This is a genomic window from Pedobacter sp. R-06 (genome assembly GCF_049913135.1).
In the GTDB taxonomy this organism is placed as follows: domain Bacteria; phylum Bacteroidota; class Bacteroidia; order Sphingobacteriales; family Sphingobacteriaceae; genus Pedobacter.
In genome coordinates, this window is record NZ_CP183977.1 from 3,662,715 (window position 1) to 3,682,488 (window position 19,774).

Genomic DNA, 19,774 nt, shown 5'->3' on the forward strand with positions numbered 1-19,774 from the left:
TTAGGTTAGTGAACAAAACTATAACGAGCAAAGCGCAAAGCGGAAGATAAGATTTTACGGTCATGCTTATAAAGTCTGGAAAATATGGCAATAGATAATTTTCGGGGAAATGTAAACGCTTACGATTCTTGCCCCAGTATCATCACAGAAATACATAGTTTAAGGTATTAATATTTGGTTATTTCTTTTTTAAAAAAATTATACTCATGTAAAGCTTCATACCTGAGTAATTTTTACCCGAATATATCATTTACTTTCGAAAAAAACAATCGGTTGCATAACTATATTAAATTTGTTATAATCAGGCTGAAAAAAGGAGACCGGGAAAATGAAACGATAAATTTTGCGGACGGGAAGAGATAGCAGAGCAGCAATCAGGTTTAAGTCGACTTTACTGGTAATTCCCAATAAAAAAGCCAGGAACTACGGTTAACGTTGTTCCTGGCTATAAGCGCGTAGTAACTTTATTTATTTTTCAAACCTTCGGCTGTGCCAACATAGGCTGGTTTTCGCACAAAACCTTCTGTCCACAAGCCAATTGGCTCCCCTGCTCTCCAACTTGAGGTAGCTGGACTATCCTGAGGCGCCCATATTGTAATTCCATATCGCTGAGCTGCCGGAATAAGCTCAAAGTATTTCTTGATTACATATTTGTACATCTCAGATTGAGCTGCATATTGCTCGGGTGTTGCCTGTGCAGTTTTTATATTTCCTGTAAAACCCATATCCAATTCTGATATTTTGATAAGTTTACCAGTTGCGGCCAATAATTTGAACATTTCTTCAATCTTGGCTTTATCAGAAGTTGCCACAATGTGCATTTGTGTACCAATACCGTCTATTTTTGCGCCTTTGCCTTCCAAATACTTTACGTAATCAATTAATCCTTTGCATTTTTCGATGCTATATTCCAGGTTATAATCATTAATAAAATGGATATCAGTCGCATTACCATACTGCCTGGCCAATTGAAATGCCTTTAGCGCATAATCCTTCCCCAGGTAATCTTGCCAAAAGAATTCATCGGCCGCAATGGATGTTCTGCCCGCAGCAGTTTTAAGCTCAGTTGGCTTTGCATCATCCATTGGTTCGTTTACCACATCCCAAGCTTTAACATAATCTTTTGAAGCGGTAACTATACCTTTAATCCAGGTATCTAATGCAGTGGTTAAAATGGTCTTTTTCTGCTCAGCAGTTTTTTCTACAATTGTAGTGCCACCAAGCGGATTGTATTTTTTAAGCGTGATATTATCGAAATAAAAATTTGTTGCTGTTTTACCTAGATTAAAAGCCAAAGCACCGCTTGTTGCAATGTCTGCCGTAACGGTAATTTCTTTCGTATAGGTTGTCCAGGTTGGTGTTGAAGAAATTGCACCAAAAAAATCATAAAATTTGTAAGCGCCAGGCGTAGTATGTGCCTGTGTAGGGTAAGATGCCGCTACATCAGAACGCACATTCATTTTAAGTTCATATTTCTCTCCTACTGCTACCGCTGGAAACTTAAGAAATAATTGCGCATCATAATCGTTGGCCCGTACTGCCGAGTTAGTAATTTTCAAAGCCCGTCCTGTACCGTTAAAGCCTTCGCCAGCTGCAGTAAAAGAGGCAACGGCATTGGTATTGGATTGATAAACTGAGGCGTTGTCCGTTTCAAAATCGGCCCCGATGACCAGGTCCCAGGTAGGGCCACCGCTTGAAGGAATGACCACCGGGGCAATCAGTCCTTTTAAATATGTTGCATTTTGATTAGCATGCCAGGCAAGTGTATGCCCATAAACTGTAATACCGGCTTTGGACGCTGTCTCCAACAGGTTTTTCACATTGCTTAAAGCCAGGCTTCCGTCAGCTTGTACAACCGCTCCATGTTTCATCTCATAACCCAACGTAATTTCATCAAAATTGCTATTGATCAATCTATAAATTACACCTTTGGAGAGATAGGATTGCAGACTGGTTCCCGCACCAAATTTAAATTTAGGATTTGCCGTTCTATCAATATAGGTTTTTAATGGCTGATAGGCATCGATCTGCTCTTGGGCCGCGAAGCTTGTTGGCTTGGCCACCTGAAATTCGAGTGCCTCATATTTGTGGCAGGAAGCAAGCAACATTGCCCAGGAAAGACCAAATGCTATTTTGTATAATCGTTTCATTTTCTCGATTGTTAGATTAAATATTAATTATTTGACCGGCGTAAATGTTTCGGCTTTCACGCCGCGGTCGCGCATTACCAGGGTATCTACGCTATTCACCGTTCTATCATTCAGATCGATCTGATAGTTCAGATAAAGGGCATCACGATCCTGGCTGCCCCAGCTGTTTTTCTCTCCCCGTTTAACAAATTTTCCGGTGCCACTCGCTGTAAAACTGGCATCAGCAGCTGTAATTGTACAGTTGCCCGTGTTATCAAAAGTTAACAATAAGGTTCGGCTGATGCTGGTTCCGCCTGTTACTTTAAATGTGACAGGAAACTCGGCCTGGGTTAGCGAACGTGTGTTTAACTTGTTGATTTCATCATTCTCCACATACTTCATATGGCGAACTACGGTTTGATTGAGCGCGGTGTTACCGCCTTTGCCCGCAATCACATCCTTTCCTCTGCGGAGATAAAACCCCTGCCATGTATTGATATACTTTACGGCATACAAAGTATATTTTTTTTCGGGCAAGATCATTTTGTTCTGATCAACACTGGTCATCGTTAAAGGGATCACATAAGTGGTATTGATCGCCAATGGATCTGCGAAAAAAGCATCGGTGAGCTGTACATCTACTCCACCTATCAAACTTCCTTTCGGGATGACAATTTTGTTAGCTGCAAGCGTATAATAATTAGCCGGCATGGGCTTTATCATACCGCTGTAGGGTGATGGGAAAGATAAGCCTTGAGTTAGCGCATTATCTACACTGATGCCAATGGTAATATCTTCCTTATTTGAATAAACTCCACCAACCGTACCCATAATCTGAAGCTTATGTTGGTTATCAAGTGAAGTATCAAAAATATCTTCGCCCATGGTGAGGGTCCGGATCGGCCCCTGATAGGCAAAATAAACGGTTTGTGTATCATTATCCGGAAATGCCCATTCTTCGTTTTTGCAAGCGCCAAGTGTTAAGACGAGCGCAAGTAAAATATATACTTTATTTTTCATGATGTTATTTGTTATAGTGAATGAATATTACCATCCCGTGTTTTGTTGCAAAGCATTGTACTTGAGTGTTTCGCTGTAAGGAATTGGTCCAAATCTCATATATTCCTGATAGCTTCTTGCTTCTACATTGATTTCCTGATAGGTGCCTTGCGAGATACTCACCCCTTTCACCGGTTCGGTTAATGCTGCATTCCATCTACGAAGATCCCAGAAGCGGAATCCTTCAAAAGCCAATTCTAACCTACGCTCATTCCTAATCAATGTTCGCATGGCATCTTTATCTGTTTTAATCGATTCGAGATATGCATCACCGTTTGTAGTTCCAACGCCGGCCCTGGCACGAATAGCTTTAATAATATCGTAAGCGGAATAGGGATTGCCACCATTTGCTGTAGGGCCCCATGCCTCATTTGCTGCCTCTGCATATATCAGGAACATTTCCGTATAGCGGATATGTGGCCTGTAATGTTTCTGATTATTTACGGTTGGTGTACGGCTAACATCCTGCCTTAACAATTTTTTCATATAGTAACCGGTTCTTGTAGAAACTTCTTTTCTATTCAGCCCATCATCATTTGTTGCTACATCTGTTGTGGTATTGATTACCTTGTTTGTTGGCCCGATGGTATTTCCATTGTACACTATAAATTTTGCTAAACGTGGATCCCTGCCAGTAAATGGAGCCGCAGGATTATATCCGCTCTGCGTTGTATTGGCAATTGGATAACCGTTTTGCATTGGGAAAGCATTAACCAGATTTTGAGTTGGGTTTATACGGCCCTGACCAGATAAGGTTGGTGGGTAATTGGCCGCTTCTAAATCGCTATTTGATCCAACATTTGTACGCCAAAGCACTTCTTTGGGACTAGCGCCAGAAGCCAATGCATCAATTTCTGCTTTGTTATCATACCAGGTAACACCATTAGGATCTAAATTAGCTAACCAGTTATTAAGTGAAAGTACCTGTGCTGCATAGCTGGCGGCATCGGTCCATGTGGTAGAATTGCCTGTGCTGAAAGCCGGACTTGCGCCCATTAGTGCTACTCTGGCACGAATGGCTTTAGAAATACGGCCAGTCATTCGCTGATTAAAAAACTTACCGAAAACCCGGTTATAGGTCTCTACATTAACTCCTGCATATTTTGCAGGAATCTGGCTGGTACTATTAATATCAGCATAATCTAAAGGAAGCAATTGTTCTGCCTTATCCAAATCACCATAAATCTGTTTAATACAGGCATCAAATGTGGCCCTTGGCTGGTTAAAGTTGGAAGCAGGTGTTTCGGGTTCGAGTACAATAGGGAAACCATACAAATTACCCCCTACTTTTCCGGCATGTGCCTGTAGCATATACGACATTAGGTAAGCTCTCAAAGCATATGCTTCACCTTTTTGCCTATCATTAAACATCCTGCTCAACACCGGATCTTTAGAATCCCAAAGCACCTTATCTGTCTCTGCTAAAAATAAGTTGATATACTGTATACCTGCTCTTGCATTGGTCCATTGATCTAATGGATTAAATTGAGCCGACCATTGTCCGGTGGCAATTCTCCTAAAATTATTATTGATATCATTACTTACCGCATCATCTGTAGCGACATCGTTAAAAGACCAGCCATTTGATGGAAGCCTTGTATAACCATTTAGCAATAACCCATGGGCAAGTGCGGGTTCTGTATAGATGTTCTCAAAATCTCCATTATTTTGTGGAGCAGGGTCAGTAAACTTTTTACAGCCCGAGAGCATCACAACGACAACTATAAATTGTATTAATATTCTGTTCATCTTTTCTAATCTAATATTCAATTAAAACATTGCCTTTACGCCCAGGTTATACATCCTTGTTTGTGGGGCACCTCCTAAATTCAGCTCGAGTATTTCTCTTTCCTTCGCTATTGTTAAAAGATTAAATCCTGCCACATACAGCCCCAGTTCTTTCAATACTTTACTTTTGAACAATTTATCGGAAACTGTGTAGGAGATCTGAACTTTAGATAAATCAAACCGGTCTGTGCTGTACAACCAGAAATCAGACGCTCTGAAATTATTATCGCCATTTAAAGTGGTAAGTCGCGGAAAGGTTGCCGTATTTTTTGTTTGAGGCGTCCATCTGTCGCGTACCACTGCCGAATACTTATCACTTCCGTTAACCCAAAAATAGTTATCGCTTTTCATGGCACTTGCACCGAAGCGGCCTGTACCCAAAACAAACAGGGTAAGATTTTTCCATTTAGCAGTTACGTTCAATCCTGCTGTAAACGGAGCACCAAACCATCCACCGCGACCAAGGTATACCTGATCCTTATCATCAATGATTTTGTCACCGTTCTGATCAATATATTTGATATCGCCAGGAGCCAATGATGATCCAAATGCTGGTTTTGCACTATTAATTCCATCGGCCGCCGCCACTTCGCTGGCATCCATGTAAAAACCATTGCTTTTTAATCCCCAGATAGCATCGAGTGGTTTGCCGGCACGGTATTGATAGCTATTTTCATAAGTTAACAGATCGGCACGTTTAGTTGCTTTGGTCGTATAATATGTTCCAGACGCTCCAAAAGTCCAGTCGATTGCACCAATACGTTTGTTAAAATTTAAGTAAAAATCCAAACCGGTCCGCTGATCACTATTATAATTACTGTAAGGAACAAAAGAAGAACTCGGAAACCCGGTAGTGAAATAATTGGGATAAAGGACGTTAAGCTGACCGATAATCCCGGTGATGTTATTTCTAAAAACATTTGCTCCGAAATTAAACTGATTTTTGAACATTCCACCTTTTATACCGATACTGATTTCTTTCCTCTTAGCGAAAGTTAAATCCATATTGGATCCGCGGCGCGAATCTGTAGACTGTGTACCTGTACCATCATTCCAACCATACCAGTTACCCCCTGTGCCTGTATAGATACTCTCGTAGGCAAAATACTCATCAAAATCAAGATCGGTATTTAAAATACCTGCTGATGCAGTTAATGTTAAGTCGTTAATGAACGAAACTTTTTTCAAAAATGGCTCTTCGCTAAGGTGCCATCCAATAGAAGCTGCAGGAGAAAGTGCAATCCTGTTTCCCGGAGGCATTTTTGGCGAGCGTACCACAGCTCCGGTAATCTCAGCAAAATACTTATGGCTGAAATCATAATTTAACTGCAAACCTAAATTAGAATTTGTGGTTGGCTGATAGATTTCAGATTGCGATTGGCGATATGCCGCCGCCAGCAATACTGCAGAGATATGATGATTATTACGGACGGTAGTATTGTAGTTAAATTGACCAGATAACGAAATGGTTTGTCTGTAATAACTATCTGCAATGTTTTGAACTCCAGTTTTAGTATCTTCTCCCCAGCGCGTTAAGCTGCCGATTAGCGTTGTACCAGAGTAGGTTGTCCAATTGGGCTGGTAAGTCGCATATCCATTCCGATAACCCTGATTGTAACTGTTCAGGTAATCAACCCCCATAGTAGTACTAAAGGTAAGTCCATTCAAAATTCCTTTCAAATCGGCATCAATACCAGTGGTAAACTGAAACTGGCGTTGTACAAATTTATTGTTACCACCAGCATAAATGGCCGCAAAGGGATTAGTTTGATCTAATTGCGTACCACCAAGGATGTATTGTCCATCAATAATTGTAGCGTTTTTAATCATCGCCCTGCTCACTTCGTCGCTCTGTTCCAATAAATTAATTGGGATTAACGGGGTAAATAAATGAGGGCGCAGGGTTGCGGCGTTAGCCCAGTAATTCGTATTTACTCCGCCGCTACTGGCAAACACAGCACTTGCGTCTACCCGGGCTTTTAGTGCTTTGGTTAGCTGCATATCAACATTTCCGCGGATGTTAAAGCGTTCTGATGTGTTATTTTCTTTGGCTTCGCCGAAATTAAGCAGCGAACCTGTAGATGCAAACCCAACATTGGTGTAATAACGGGCACGATCATTCCCTCCTGAAATTTCTGCTACGCCATCATAGCGTGAAAAACTATTTTTGAGGTACTCTGAAGCGTAATAATCTACACTTGGATAACGATAAGGGTTAACACCAGAGTGATTATAAATAGTTTCTGGAGTATAAGCCGCCGCCAGACCATCATTAGATAAAGCCTCGTTATACAAGGTCATGTACTCTGAAGAGCCCAGATATTGAGCGAATCTTTTTGGCGTATTTAGTCCGATATTGGAACGAACGTTTATTTTTTGCTTAGTTGGTGTACCTCTTTTTGTGGTGATCAAGATTACTCCTTTTGCACCGCGGCTGCCATATAGGGCAACGGCCGAAGCGCTCTTGAGAAAAGTGATTTCCTCAATTTCATTTGGTGTAACACTGTTCACATCCCTCGGAACTCCATCAACCAATATTAACGAGGTGTTCATGCCCCAAAGGTTATTGCCATTAAAGCCCGGAGCAAAAGCTTCTATCCCGTCCAATCCATAGGTTATAAAGTTTTTCTCAAAAAGCTGTGCCAGGTTAACGCTTGAAACGCCAGCAGGAAGATTACTTTCTGCTGCATTTTTAAAACCCACATTTATTAGTCTATCCTCTTTAGTTAAGGTAACCTGCTTTAGGTTGGGTAATGCAATTACCGGCAAGGTTTTATAACCTTTAGCATTTACCATAAATGTGCTATTCTCCTCTACCGATAAAGAAAATTCACCAGCCTGGTTTGCTATGGTGAGCACATCGTTTCCTTCAATAGTTATGGATGCCCCTTTTATCGGATTTCCATTGATATCTTGAACAACAGCTTTTATGGGTATCTTAACGGCGTCCTGACCTTTGATTACACCGACAGACAGCGTAAAAAAGACACACAGCGCCAATGCATTTCTTAAAAATTTCATCATTCTTGTCTTTAATTATTTGTGATCATGAACTACCTTACCATCCAGGGTTTTGCGCAAACTCCTTATACATATTTACATCTGCTCGTTTAAGTGGCAACCAATAATGCTTTTCACTAAATGGACGTTGTAATATTAATCGCTCACGATAGTTTACAACCTTGTTTAATTTGGTGTCGACTGCAGGGTTTAAAGGAGCAGCACGATCAAATTCCGCGGCTGTTTTTAAGGTATAAGGTACCTCGGCTAACAAATGCCAGCGGCGAAGATCATTAAACCGATGCCCTTCAAAGGCAAGTTCAACAGCACGTTCGCGTCTTACTTCTTTCATAAACTCTGACGTAGATACTAAGAACTGCGCGGCAACACGGCCAACACCAGCACGATCTCGAATCACGTTGATTGCATCTACGGCAGTTTTGCTAAATCCCTCTGCGGTTGCACCTGGGGAGTCGTACCCGGTTGCAACCGATTCTGCGTACATCAGGTAGATATCGGCCAAACGCATATATGAAACCTTAATATTCAGGTTCTGTCCATAATTCCAGCCCTGATCAAAGTTATTGGCGGTTCTGGGCACAAATTTGAACATCATATACCCTGTACGGCTACCAGAACGTTCATCTCTATAACTTCCATTTGTAAACAGATTTGCATATCGGTGTGGCTCCATATTCGCTGCTAAAGTTCCCTGCACCACTTTAACTCCGTCATATATAATATCATTATAGAACCTTGGATCGCGATCACGCCAAGGAAATTGCGGATCATATCCTGAACCAGTAGGATCAGCCTGGGCAGAATTCGAAATGGGCAAACCATTTTTCATCCCATAATAATTAACATAATTTGCAGTTGGTGCGAATACCAGCGCATCGGCACCTACAATTGCTGGGGTATATTGTTTTGCAGTACCATAGGTTGAGCCATGTGCTCCCCAATATGGTCCTGTAAATATTACTTCAGTACCTCCCGGGATTAAGAAATTTTGGCCAGTTGTATAAAAATTGGTACTGTATTGTGCAAAAGGCAATAACTTATGAGGAGCAGCACCACTTTCTGTTAGTTTTAATAACTCGGCAAATGCAGCAGCCGCTTTTTTACTCAGTTCTACATTATAGGTTTTGCTACCAGTAGATTCTAAGTTCATTAATGGACTAGCGGCCCACAGATAATTTTTACCTAAATAGCCTAATGCCATGATTTTATTGATACGCAATTGGTTTTTACCCAGGGTTTGGATCCCGGCTGTTGTATTATCCCAATTGATTGGCAAAAGATCAGCGGCAGCTCTTAAATCCAGTGCTGCCTTTGCTGCACATTCCTGATACTTTAGCCTGGGCAATCTCAATTCTTCATCGGCTGGCAATACTTTATCAATGTATGGCAGCCCTCCAAAATATTGCATGAGCTGGAAATGGAACCAACCTCTAAAGAACAACAGCTGGCCTCTGATCAGGTTACGTTCTTCATCAGTTGCATTTACCATCAGGTTTAAGTTCTCGAGACCTAAATTCGCTTTACGAATGCCATACCAGGCCAGTGGATACAGGCCCTTGGTAAAACGATCGTTATTTGTATTTGCGTTGGCATTGTCTAAAAATCCTGCTCCCCATCCGTCAAACTCCCTCTGCCAGCCCCAAAAATCACCGTTATCTATTTTGTTAACGAAGTGGAAATTTTGAACTGTAGACTGGATTTCGTCTTCACCCCAGTTGAAACTGTTGGTCCAATACCTGTTTGTAAAATCCGGAATACAATTATATAGTTCCTCGGTAAAGCCCTGAAAACTACGAAAGTCTTTGAACGCAGATTCGGCTGATACAGTTGCCTCAGGATCTCTGTCTAAATATTTTTTACAAGATACCATGCCGGTTCCCGCCCAAATCATTCCTATTAATAATAGGCGTGTTATATATTTTTTCATAATGATCATGTTTAGAAGATGAAATTAGCGCCTAGATTATACCGCTTTACAGTTGGATAAGCACCTTGCGAGGCCCATCCTTGTCCGCCAGCGCTTTGATAATTTGCTTCACGGTCATCCGGCATCTTAGTCCACACGTGTAAATTGTTTCCATTTAAGAATATACGTATACTTGAGATCCCTGCTTTTTTAACCCAATCTTGCCTAAAAGTGTAAGCAATCTCCGCATTTTTTAAACGCAGGTAAGATGCATCATAGAAGTACCTGTCTGCTGTGTAAAAGCCCGCTGGGGTTGTTTCCCAACGTGGCATCGGACCATCAGGGTTTGTATTGTCTTTTGACCAATAACTTCCTTCATCATAGGCAACAGTATTTTTTCCGGAAAATGTTCCCAGCACAACTTGACGGGTAACATTATTTACACCATAAAATTGAGCAAAGGCACTGAAACCTTTCCATTCGAAACCTATTGTTGCATTATAGGTGTTTTCAGGAGAACCAGCGTAGCCATAAGGAATGTTATCATTCGCATCAATTATCCCATCAGCATTGAAATCTACCAGATGATAGTTTCCTGGGATTTTCAATTGGTCATTGGCATTGTGCATGGTACTTCCATAAAGCTGATCCCAAGTATTGTAATAACCAGCGCTCACATAAGAATAAGCCTGTCCAATCTGTTTATTGATAGGCTTCGCATATTCTGGCAATAGCTCGGCTACGTCGGCATCAATCACTTTGTTTTTTGCATGGGTATAATTGATATTGGCCCACGCGGTAAAATTGCTGGTGATTTTTTTGTTAAACCGGATGTCAATTTCATAACCTCTCGACCGCACCTTACCAACGTTAAATGTAGGTGGTTGGGCACCGTAATAACTTGGTACAGCCCGGGAAGTACCGGTAAGAATATCGCTACGGTCATCCTGAAAGAAATCTACACTTCCAGAAATCGAGTTTCCGAGGATACTAAAGTCGAGTGCAATATTTTTCTTCGCCACTTTCTCCCAACGAACGTTTGGATTACCTACGCCAGTTTCCCTATACCAATTGTAAGGACTATTTTCAGCGGCCTCTCCGGTAATGCCGAGCGGAGTTGTTCCTCCAAATGCCCAGTTCGTTAAAAATGCAAATCTTGGGGAACCACCATCATCACCAATTTCGCCATAAGATCCGCGTAATTTTAAAGAGTTGATGAATTTGATCGGCTTCATAAACTTTTCTTCAGAAATCATCCATCCAAGTCCACCGGATGAAAAGAAATCAAAGCGATAGGCAGGGCCAAATTTCTCAGAGCCATTATAAGCTCCATTATATTCGAAACTGTACTTGCCTGCATAATTGTACGTGGTACGGAAAACCCAGTCTTCACGATAAGAAGGAATGATACTTCCGGTAGCAGTATTATCTCTACTCCAAAGTCCCATGGCAGTTAAATTATGCTTTTGGGCAATGGTTCGGGCATAATTGATCTGCATTTGAGAAAACATCCGTCGGTAAGTTGCACCATCGTTAACGTCACCTGCCCGGCTTGCCCATCTTACACTTTCCCTCCATTCCAGCTCTGTTGCCGCATCCTTGGTTTGTGAATAACTTACTACTCCCGTTTCAGGGTCGATGTATTTACTCAATGTTCCATTATTGCGGTCATCAATTCCACGACCAGCTTCGATAAATGTGTTATCGATAGACAGTGTTCCTTTTAAGCTCAATCCCTTAACAAGAGAATTTAAGCTTTGATCTAAGGTAAAATCTGTGGTGATACGGGAAGTTGTGGTCGTTTGAAGACCACTGGTAGACAAAATCCTAACGGAGTTTAAACTTTGTTGTTCATTGGGCTTATAGTACCCCCATGTACCATCCGAATAGACAGGGAGATAGAGATTTGGTGCTGCAGAATAAGCCGCTGTCCAGGTATTGTAAGGGTTAACATCAATCCATGGCCGCTCAGATGTACCTCTTGAACCAGAGATATTTGTTCTGAATACCGTTGATGGTGTTAATTGAAAATCCAGGTTGCTTCTTACGTTCAATCTTTTGAAACTGTAGCCACCGCTATAACCACGATCATTACCAAACCTTCTAAACAAATCTCCTTCATCAAGGTAATCAACAGAAGAAAAATACTTTACAAACGATGTTCCGCCGCTTACATTAAGATTGGCATTATAAGACATTGCATTGTCTCTAAACAAGGTATTTACCCAATCTACGTTTGGATAACGCTCGGCTTCTTCGAGATTGGCGGGCGAGCGATATTTTTGCATCACAGCTTCCGGAAGATATGAACTCCAGGCACCCGGAGCGAGTGCTAATTCGTATTCGATTGTTCGGTTACGCACCTGGAACATATCATACGAATCGAGCTTACCAGGCAATTTAGATGCAGATTTAACAACTGTATTAGCAGCTGCTCTGATTTCTGCCTTCCCTTCACGCCCCCTTTTGGTGGTAATCAAGATTACGCCGTTTGCACCTTTCACGCCAAATACCGCAGTGGCTGAAGCATCTTTAAGTACAGATACTGAGGCCACAGAGCTGATATCGATGTTATTTATCGATCGTTCAACTCCATCTACTAGAATAAGCGGACTGGCATTGTTCCAGGTGCTGCGGCCACGAATAAGGATCTGAGGATCTTCATCCCCTGGCATTCCGGTGCTGGCTGTAGTGATTACGCCCGGCAAATTTCCAGTTAATGCCGCACCTAAACTAGATACACCACCTGTTCGTTCCAGTACTTCACTTGTGGTTTGTGTAATTGCACCAACAACACTCTGTTTCTTTTGAACGCCATACCCTACAATCACAACATCACCCAATTGATCAGCGTTTGATTTCATGGTTATGTTTACCGTATTTTTGCCGGCAATGCTCACATCCTGAGTCTTCATTCCTATATATGCAACGGTAAGTATTTGCCGATCGGCAGGTACCTCTATAGCAAATTCTCCATTTGTACCGGTTTGCGCTTTAGAACCGGTACCTTTTACAGTAATTGTGGCTCCTATTAATAGCTGCTTTTGTTCATCAACTACCGTCCCGGTTATTTTTCGCCGTTGTTGTGCGGCAGCTGTGTCAATCAACAGCGCGGAGATAATCAGTGTTAAATACATCACAAGTAATAACTGCTTTGCTCCCCGATATCTGGAGCGCACATCATTACCCATATTGGTTATTTTTTCCATTATTTAAAATCATTAAAAGAGAAATAGATTTGGATAATTGTATGCCAGTCCTAGTTAGTTAGGATCACCAAAACAGATTTTTCAATTGTTTTAGTTCGCGTAGAGCGGAGTAACCCCTCTTTGTAGTAGTAGTAGTTTTTAGTCATAAAATTTGGTTTATTTTGGTTAGGATTAGTATTTGATACTATTGAACGAATTCAATCTGTATCGGTGCGAGATCGATTTGGATTTAACCGGGTGCTTTCATGAGCGTTTGTTCAATTTGGTTTATATTTATTTGGTTAGCTCCCTACAATAAAAACCAATTTTAGCTTTCCTTATAATTGAACAATCTGCCTTTGGCATCACACTGAGATTAAGATCAGCGTTAAGCGCTCTTAGGGTAAGTGTTGGTCGTACTTACTTCAGCATCATGTTCGAACGGAAAGGGTAATGGTTACCTGTATTGAGTATTCGAAGCTAAGACAACTACAATTTTAAGCATAGCACAATTGTTTAAATTTATACCCAGTTTGTTTAAGTGGTGCAGAAAGTGCCTTTACGCATCAAAAAAAGCATTAAACTGATAACATCCATTTTATTTTAAACACAATTGTCTTATCGATATAAGCATTTGGTTAGCGTATAAATCTAATGTGTATCTTCTTTTAGCTATTATCCGTCACGCTGCTTTCCATTTATAGTAGTGGATAAAAACGTGATTTAACCTTTACTCAAAAGTTTTTATAGCTATATCCACAGCAATAATCTTAAATAAATCATCACAAGAGAAAAAACAACCATGGGCTTATCTTTCTAATATTAATTGCTTTTGTAACGATAGCTAATATCCTGTAAACAAAAAAGCGGCACCACAATAACTAAAGCAGATAATGGTTAAAATATATTTTATGGAGCCAGAATATATCTGCTCCATTATTTATTATCTGTATATTGAACCGCTAATAATTTTATCGAATATTAGGATAGCAAAAGCCATGGTTATCCTTCAAAATAAAACAAACAGATGAAATATAAAATATACTTTCTTGCTGCATTTTTGGTAATGGCATCTGCCAAAATAAGGGCGCAAGATTATCTTTCTTCGTCGGCTGAACTGATCAAAAGGGTCTTACCCAAACAGCATCAGTTTTTTTTAATCCAAAGCATCGTTTCTGAAAAAGGCATGGATGTCTTTGAAATTGAAAGCAAAAAAAACACCATCATTTTAAGGGGGAACAGCGGCGTAGCTATTGCCTCGGCTTTTTATTATTATTTAACAGAATATGCCCATTGCCAGATTACCTGGAACGGCATTAACCTTAAATTGCCTCAAAACCTACCAGTAGTTAAAAATAAAGTAAGGAAATCTACACCTTACGAGTACCGTTATTACCTCAACTACTGTACATTTAATTACAGTATGAGCTGGTGGGATTGGGCCAGATGGGAAAAGGAAATGGACTGGATGGCACTTCATGGCATTAATATGCCCTTGGCTATTACTGGAGAAGAATATACCTGGTATCTTGTATACAAAGAGATGGGCTTTAGCGATAACGACTTGAAGGATTTTTTTACAGGGCCGGCCTATTTTTCGTGGTTCTGGATGGGGAACATAGATGGTTGGGGCGGCCCCCTGCCATTGGACTGGATGAAAAGTCACTTCGAACTGCAAAAGAAAATCTTGGCCAGACAGCGTTCTCTTGGCATGAAACCGGTTCTGCCTGCATTTACAGGGCATGTACCAGCCGCATTTAAAAAGAAATTTCCGAATGCGAAACTGAAGGCTACCAACTGGACCAATGGTTTCGCAGACACTTATATCCTCGATTCGGAAGATCCTATGTTCGCAGCTATCGGGAAAAGGTTTTTACAGAAACAGACAGCATTGTTGGGCACCGATCACCTTTACTCTGCCGATACCTTTAACGAAAATGAACCACCATCATCAGAAACTGATTTTTTAGGCAAACTGAGTGCAAGGATTTACGATGGAATGTCGCAGGCAGACCCCAAGGCTATCTGGGTAATGCAGGGCTGGCTATTTTATAGTGATAGAAAATTCTGGAAAGAACCCCAAACAGAAGCGCTTTTAAAAGCCGTACCCAACGACAAGATGATACTGTTAGACCTGGCCACGGAAATAGAACCGGTATGGAAACGCACTTCGGGTTTTTATGGAAAACCCTGGATCTGGAATATGCTGCATAATTTTGGAGGAAATACCAATCTTTTTGGGCGGATGGACGTAATTGCTACCGCACCAGCAGAAGCCTTGAACGATCCACAAAGTGGTAAGATGAAAGGTATTGGCCTCACAATGGAAGGTATTGAACAAAACCCGGTATTATATGAATTGATGATGGCCAATGTTTGGCAATCGAAACCGGTAGATCTAAAAACATGGCTACCTAATTTTGTTTTTAACAGATACGGAAAAAATAATCCCAATGCACAAAAGGCATGGGAAATTTTAAGAAAAACAGTTTATAATGTACCCCAAGATAAGTACATCAGAGATGGTGCAGAATCTATTATTCAGGCACGTCCCACACTCGATTCGCTGACCCGTTGGGCCAAAACGACCTTAAACTATCAGGAGCGGGATCTGTTACCAGCCTGGGATGAACTTATAAAGGCTGCACCTACCTGCAGCAATAGTGATGGTTTTCAGTACGACATAGTGGATGTAACCCGACAGGCCATGGCAAATTATGCCCTACCCTTACAACGAAATTTTGTAACCGCCTACAAAAAAAAGGATATGGTTACCTTTAAGGCAGAAAGCCAAAAATTTCTTCAGCTTATTGACGATATGGATAAACTGTTAGCTACCCGAAAAGATTTTATGCTTGGCCCATGGGTTGAGCAGGCAAGAACTTGGGGAAACAATCCTGCTGAAAAAGCACTTTACGAAATGAACGCGAAAGATTTGATTACGCTATGGGGTGATGAAAAAAGTCCGTTAAATGAATATGCCTGCAGACAATGGAGTGGTTTGTTCAGTGATTTTTACAAACCGCGATGGGCGCTTTTTTTTAGATATGCATCACAGGCCATCGACAATCAAAAAGAAATCGATATCAAACAGTTTAACAGGGAGGTAAGCGCCTGGGAATGGAGCTGGGTAAACCAAAGGAAAGACTATCCCCTAAAAACGGTTGGCAGTTCAGTAAGTATAGCTATTGAGATGCATAAAAAGTACAGAAGCATAATTGATAAAGCGCATCAGTATCGCTAGGCTAACATTAATAGGAGTACTAACAGGTTCCTGCAGGGCAAGGACCAATATCATTAAGTTAAACACCACGGTCGTCAATCTGTCCAAAGGACTCGTGTGGAGAGCGTAGTCGAAGACTTCTTGATGTTGATAAATCGCAAATAAATGCCCTTCGACTACGCTCAGGGTGACATCTTTTTGCGATTTATCCCTCAACTTAATGGACATTGGGGCAAGGACCCATCATCATCCTTAAAATATTGTATTTTTATGGTCATGGATCTACTGCAAAAAACCGTGTTTATTACTGCCCCAATGCATGCGGTGTGGGATAGCCTTACTGTTCCTGAGTTTATTCAAAAATGGACACATGATAGCCCTATTGAAATACAGACGGATTGGAAAGTTGGCAGCACAATAATCACCAGCGGAGATCTGCACGGAATCCCGTTCATCAATTCAGGAACAATCCTGGAACTGGACCCTGGCATCAAACTCTGTTATAGTTTTTTAAGTTCTCTCTCCAATTTACCCGATACCGAAGAAAGCTATTGTATATTGGAATTTAATTTGACGTATGAAAATAAACAGACCAGGCTTGAGCTTAACATCCGCAATTTTCCTGATGAGGTAATCCGTAAACACCTGGAGCTGTATTGGAGGCCAACAGTTGAACTCATCAAGCAACAAACAGAAAACCGTCAAATATAATTTACTTGTTTACCCTACCAGCTACTTTCCTGTCCTTCGAAAAACCACCCCCTCAACATGATCGCCAACAAACATACCGGCCATATCCGAAGTCTTGAACCAAGCCGGCTTGTCTAGCATATCGTCAGAGAATAATGCCCCGTTTATCTTCAGGTCTTCAAATACAATGTTGCTAACCTTTCTCTGTTCGTCATAACCTAAAATGATTGACGGTTTTGCCTTTGTACCATTGTAGCTTACATTTTTAAATAAAACATGCTCAATACCACGGCCAGGAGAAGTACAATACTTGGCATTAAAAAACACCCTGATATTCACCAACTGGCCTTCCCTGAAATCCTCAATCCTGATATTTTCGAAACGGACATTGCGGATAAGATTGCTGTCACCGGCGTTAAGGCTCAGACAGCCCTGATAATCGACCTGTTGCTCCTTATGGTCAAGGATGTCGATATTGATATAGCTCAGGTCTTCCAGCACCTCGGGCTTGGGCGTATTTCCATGGGTTCCAACCAGAATGGGGTGGGCAACATCGGCCCAAAGGGTAGAATTACGCATGGTAACATTTTTACAACCTCCTGTAAATCCCAAACGGGTACCATACACAGTAGTGCAGTCGTCAGAATTACGGTTGAAAACGCCATCAATGAGCACGTTGTTACTTGAAATGACATTCATACCGTCGCCCCATTTGTAGTAGCTCATGCATTTAAAGTTGCGTATGGTCACGTTCTCCGATCCTCCTGTAAAACATTGTGTACCAAACAGTCCCTCTATTTCAACATTTTTGGAATTCGCAATCCTTATAGCTCCTTTAATGGAATGATCGATCATTCCCCTTCCCAGAACCTTAACATTTTCAACTTTATCAATCAGAATCCGCCCCTTAAGTACAGCGCCACCGGCAACATACACTGTTTTACCTGATAACACCCTTAAATTCCCTCCGGGGATCTCATGTAAACCTGGTCCAAAAAAAACAACATTTTTATCCGTACTGTCCGGAACGAAAGTTTCTACAGAATTTGCAAAAAGATGAAGATTGTGAAAGAGATCACCGTTCACTTCAACTGAAAGATTTACGGGTTTTTCAAGTTTAAAGGTAATTGTCCTGCCCGATACTGTATGTGGAATATTATAGGAAAGCGGACGTATCCGAGAGCTGCTGATTGCGCCTTTATTGAATCTTACAGAAACCTCTACTTCTCCTGAAAAGTCAAAATAGGCCATAGACGCTTTTTCTACTGAATGGCCCAATCCCTTTACACAGTCAACCATTACGGTATATTCCGGGAGATCCTGCCATGGCTGGCCTGGCTGCCGTACTTTGACGGTAAAATCGGTATTCTGCGGAATAGATTGCGGCGCAGGATATGCTTTTAGAATTGGCTCTGTCTGTGCGGCCGAAAACTGTATCCCCAGCAGGGTCAAAACTATGGCAACAAAACATCCTTTGATGTTAAATAAACTCTTCATAAAATCATTGTATGATGAAATCAGGCTGGATAGTACCCGGCCATGATAAGACACGCCACGCTGCTTTCCATACCCATTATTTAACAGATAATTCATCACATTTTATAACAGCCTGGTGGTCGAATCCCTGATAATGAAATGGGCCGGAACGATTACTTTTTGAACGGCTCTCTCTTCCAAAGGTTTGTTAAGTAAACTGAGCAGTACCCTGATCGATTGCCCTGCAAGTTCAGAAATAGGCTGGGCAACCGCTGTTATGGTAGGTTCATAAAAATCAAAGACCTGATGATCATCAAATGCGATAATGCCCATACCATTTGGTATTTTATATCCAAGCTGATTGATAGCCTTCACGCCGCTAAAAGCGAGGTAATTGGTAGCGAAATAAACTGCATCGACCCTTTTGTTCTGCCTGAGGAACCTGACAAGCTGCTTAACCGTTTGGTCCGGATCATTTCCATAGGGTACTTTTTCTACAATAACTTCCAGCCCGTGTTCGATCATTGCCTTAGCATAACCCTGTTTCCTATCTTCCATCTGGCTCTGGTTACTATCCAGTGTAATAAATGCAATATGGACAAAAGCATGCTCTGCGAGGTATTTCGAAGCATTATAGCTGGCTTTGAAATTATCAAGAATCACATAACTTGATTCAATATCCGGATAATATCTATCGAACAATACAACCGGAGATCCCTCATCAATAAGGGACTGTATTTCTTTTTCCATCCCGGCAGGAGGAGTTATGATGTAACCATCTACATTGCGGTCCCTAAAAAGCTGGATAAGTTCTCTGGTCTTATCCGGATCATTATCGGTACTACAGTAGAAAATCTTATATCCGTTTTGATAGGCAATTTCCTCAATATGATAGGCCATCTGTGCAAAAAAATAGTCAGAGATTTTTTCCACCATCAGGCCAATAATCATTGTCTTACCAGTACTCAAGCTCTGGGCCAGGCGGCTCGGTTTATAGCCATTTTCATCGATGTACTGCAGCACTTTTTCAGTCAGGGCCAGACTGATGCGTTTCTCTTTCGCCTTGCCATTAATAATGAAAGAAATCGTTGACTTTGAAATATTCAGGGCAGTAGCTATATCGCCTATAGAGATCTTTTTTATCATTACCTGAAATTGGATTGAAGTGACTGATCAGTTGGTTATCGAAAATGTGCTTTGCGCCGGAACAGCGGATTGGATCTGGCGAGCCATAGCGTTATACCCATATTGCAATGGGAACAGACCATTGCCATTCTGCAGCAAAAATATTTTG

Annotated in this window: 10 protein-coding genes; 2 read left to right on the forward strand and 8 right to left on the reverse strand. The window is 41.3% G+C overall.

The genetic code is table 11. The annotated features are described in order from the left end of the window. Positions 1 to 464 precede the first annotated feature (464 nt). From ACN9MR_RS14585 to ACN9MR_RS14610, 6 genes are read right to left on the reverse strand one after another with little or no spacing between them, the layout of a single operon-like run. Positions 465 to 2,150 (reverse strand): endo-1,4-beta-xylanase, encoded by a 1,686-nt coding sequence (locus ACN9MR_RS14585; RefSeq protein WP_426324652.1) that lies wholly within the window; start codon positions 2,148 to 2,150, stop codon positions 465 to 467. Between the two features lie 27 nt (positions 2,151 to 2,177). Next, positions 2,178 to 3,149, reverse strand: a complete 972-nt coding sequence (locus ACN9MR_RS14590; RefSeq protein WP_426324654.1) for a DUF5627 domain-containing protein — start codon at positions 3,147 to 3,149, stop codon at positions 2,178 to 2,180. A 27-nt stretch (positions 3,150 to 3,176) separates the two neighbouring features. After that, positions 3,177 to 4,937, reverse strand: coding sequence for a RagB/SusD family nutrient uptake outer membrane protein (locus ACN9MR_RS14595; protein ID WP_426324656.1), 1,761 nt, complete (start codon positions 4,935 to 4,937; stop codon positions 3,177 to 3,179). A gap of 21 nt (positions 4,938 to 4,958) precedes the next feature. Beyond that, on the reverse strand, positions 4,959 to 8,000 hold the full coding sequence (locus ACN9MR_RS14600; protein ID WP_426324659.1) for a SusC/RagA family TonB-linked outer membrane protein: 3,042 nt from the start codon (positions 7,998 to 8,000) through the stop codon (positions 4,959 to 4,961). A gap of 34 nt (positions 8,001 to 8,034) precedes the next feature. Further along, positions 8,035 to 9,924: a RagB/SusD family nutrient uptake outer membrane protein gene (locus tag ACN9MR_RS14605; protein WP_426324660.1), complete on the reverse strand. Its 1,890-nt coding sequence runs from the start codon at positions 9,922 to 9,924 to the stop codon at positions 8,035 to 8,037. 11 nt (positions 9,925 to 9,935) lie between these two features. Next, complete coding sequence (locus ACN9MR_RS14610) at positions 9,936 to 13,112, reverse strand: SusC/RagA family TonB-linked outer membrane protein (RefSeq protein ID WP_426324662.1); 3,177 nt, start codon at positions 13,110 to 13,112, stop codon at positions 9,936 to 9,938. 1,006 nt (positions 13,113 to 14,118) lie between these two features. Here ACN9MR_RS14610 and ACN9MR_RS14615 point away from each other — a divergent pair. Together ACN9MR_RS14615 and ACN9MR_RS14620 are read left to right on the forward strand one after the other, a co-directional pair. Further along, positions 14,119 to 16,335, forward strand: coding sequence for an alpha-N-acetylglucosaminidase (locus ACN9MR_RS14615; RefSeq protein ID WP_426324664.1), 2,217 nt, complete (start codon positions 14,119 to 14,121; stop codon positions 16,333 to 16,335). A gap of 144 nt (positions 16,336 to 16,479) precedes the next feature. Continuing rightward, a complete protein-coding gene (locus ACN9MR_RS14620) occupies positions 16,480 to 17,025 on the forward strand; it encodes an SRPBCC family protein (RefSeq protein ID WP_426324666.1) in 546 nt (181 codons plus the stop codon). Between the two features lie 21 nt (positions 17,026 to 17,046). On the opposite strand, the gene ACN9MR_RS14625 is transcribed toward ACN9MR_RS14620, so the two are convergent. After that, positions 17,047 to 18,597, reverse strand: coding sequence for a glycosyl hydrolase family 28 protein (locus tag ACN9MR_RS14625; RefSeq protein WP_426324668.1), 1,551 nt, complete (start codon positions 18,595 to 18,597; stop codon positions 17,047 to 17,049). Positions 18,598 to 18,603: 6 nt separating this feature from the next. Then, positions 18,604 to 19,626: a LacI family DNA-binding transcriptional regulator gene (locus ACN9MR_RS14630; RefSeq protein ID WP_426324670.1), complete on the reverse strand. Its 1,023-nt coding sequence runs from the start codon at positions 19,624 to 19,626 to the stop codon at positions 18,604 to 18,606. Positions 19,627 to 19,774 lie beyond the last annotated feature (148 nt).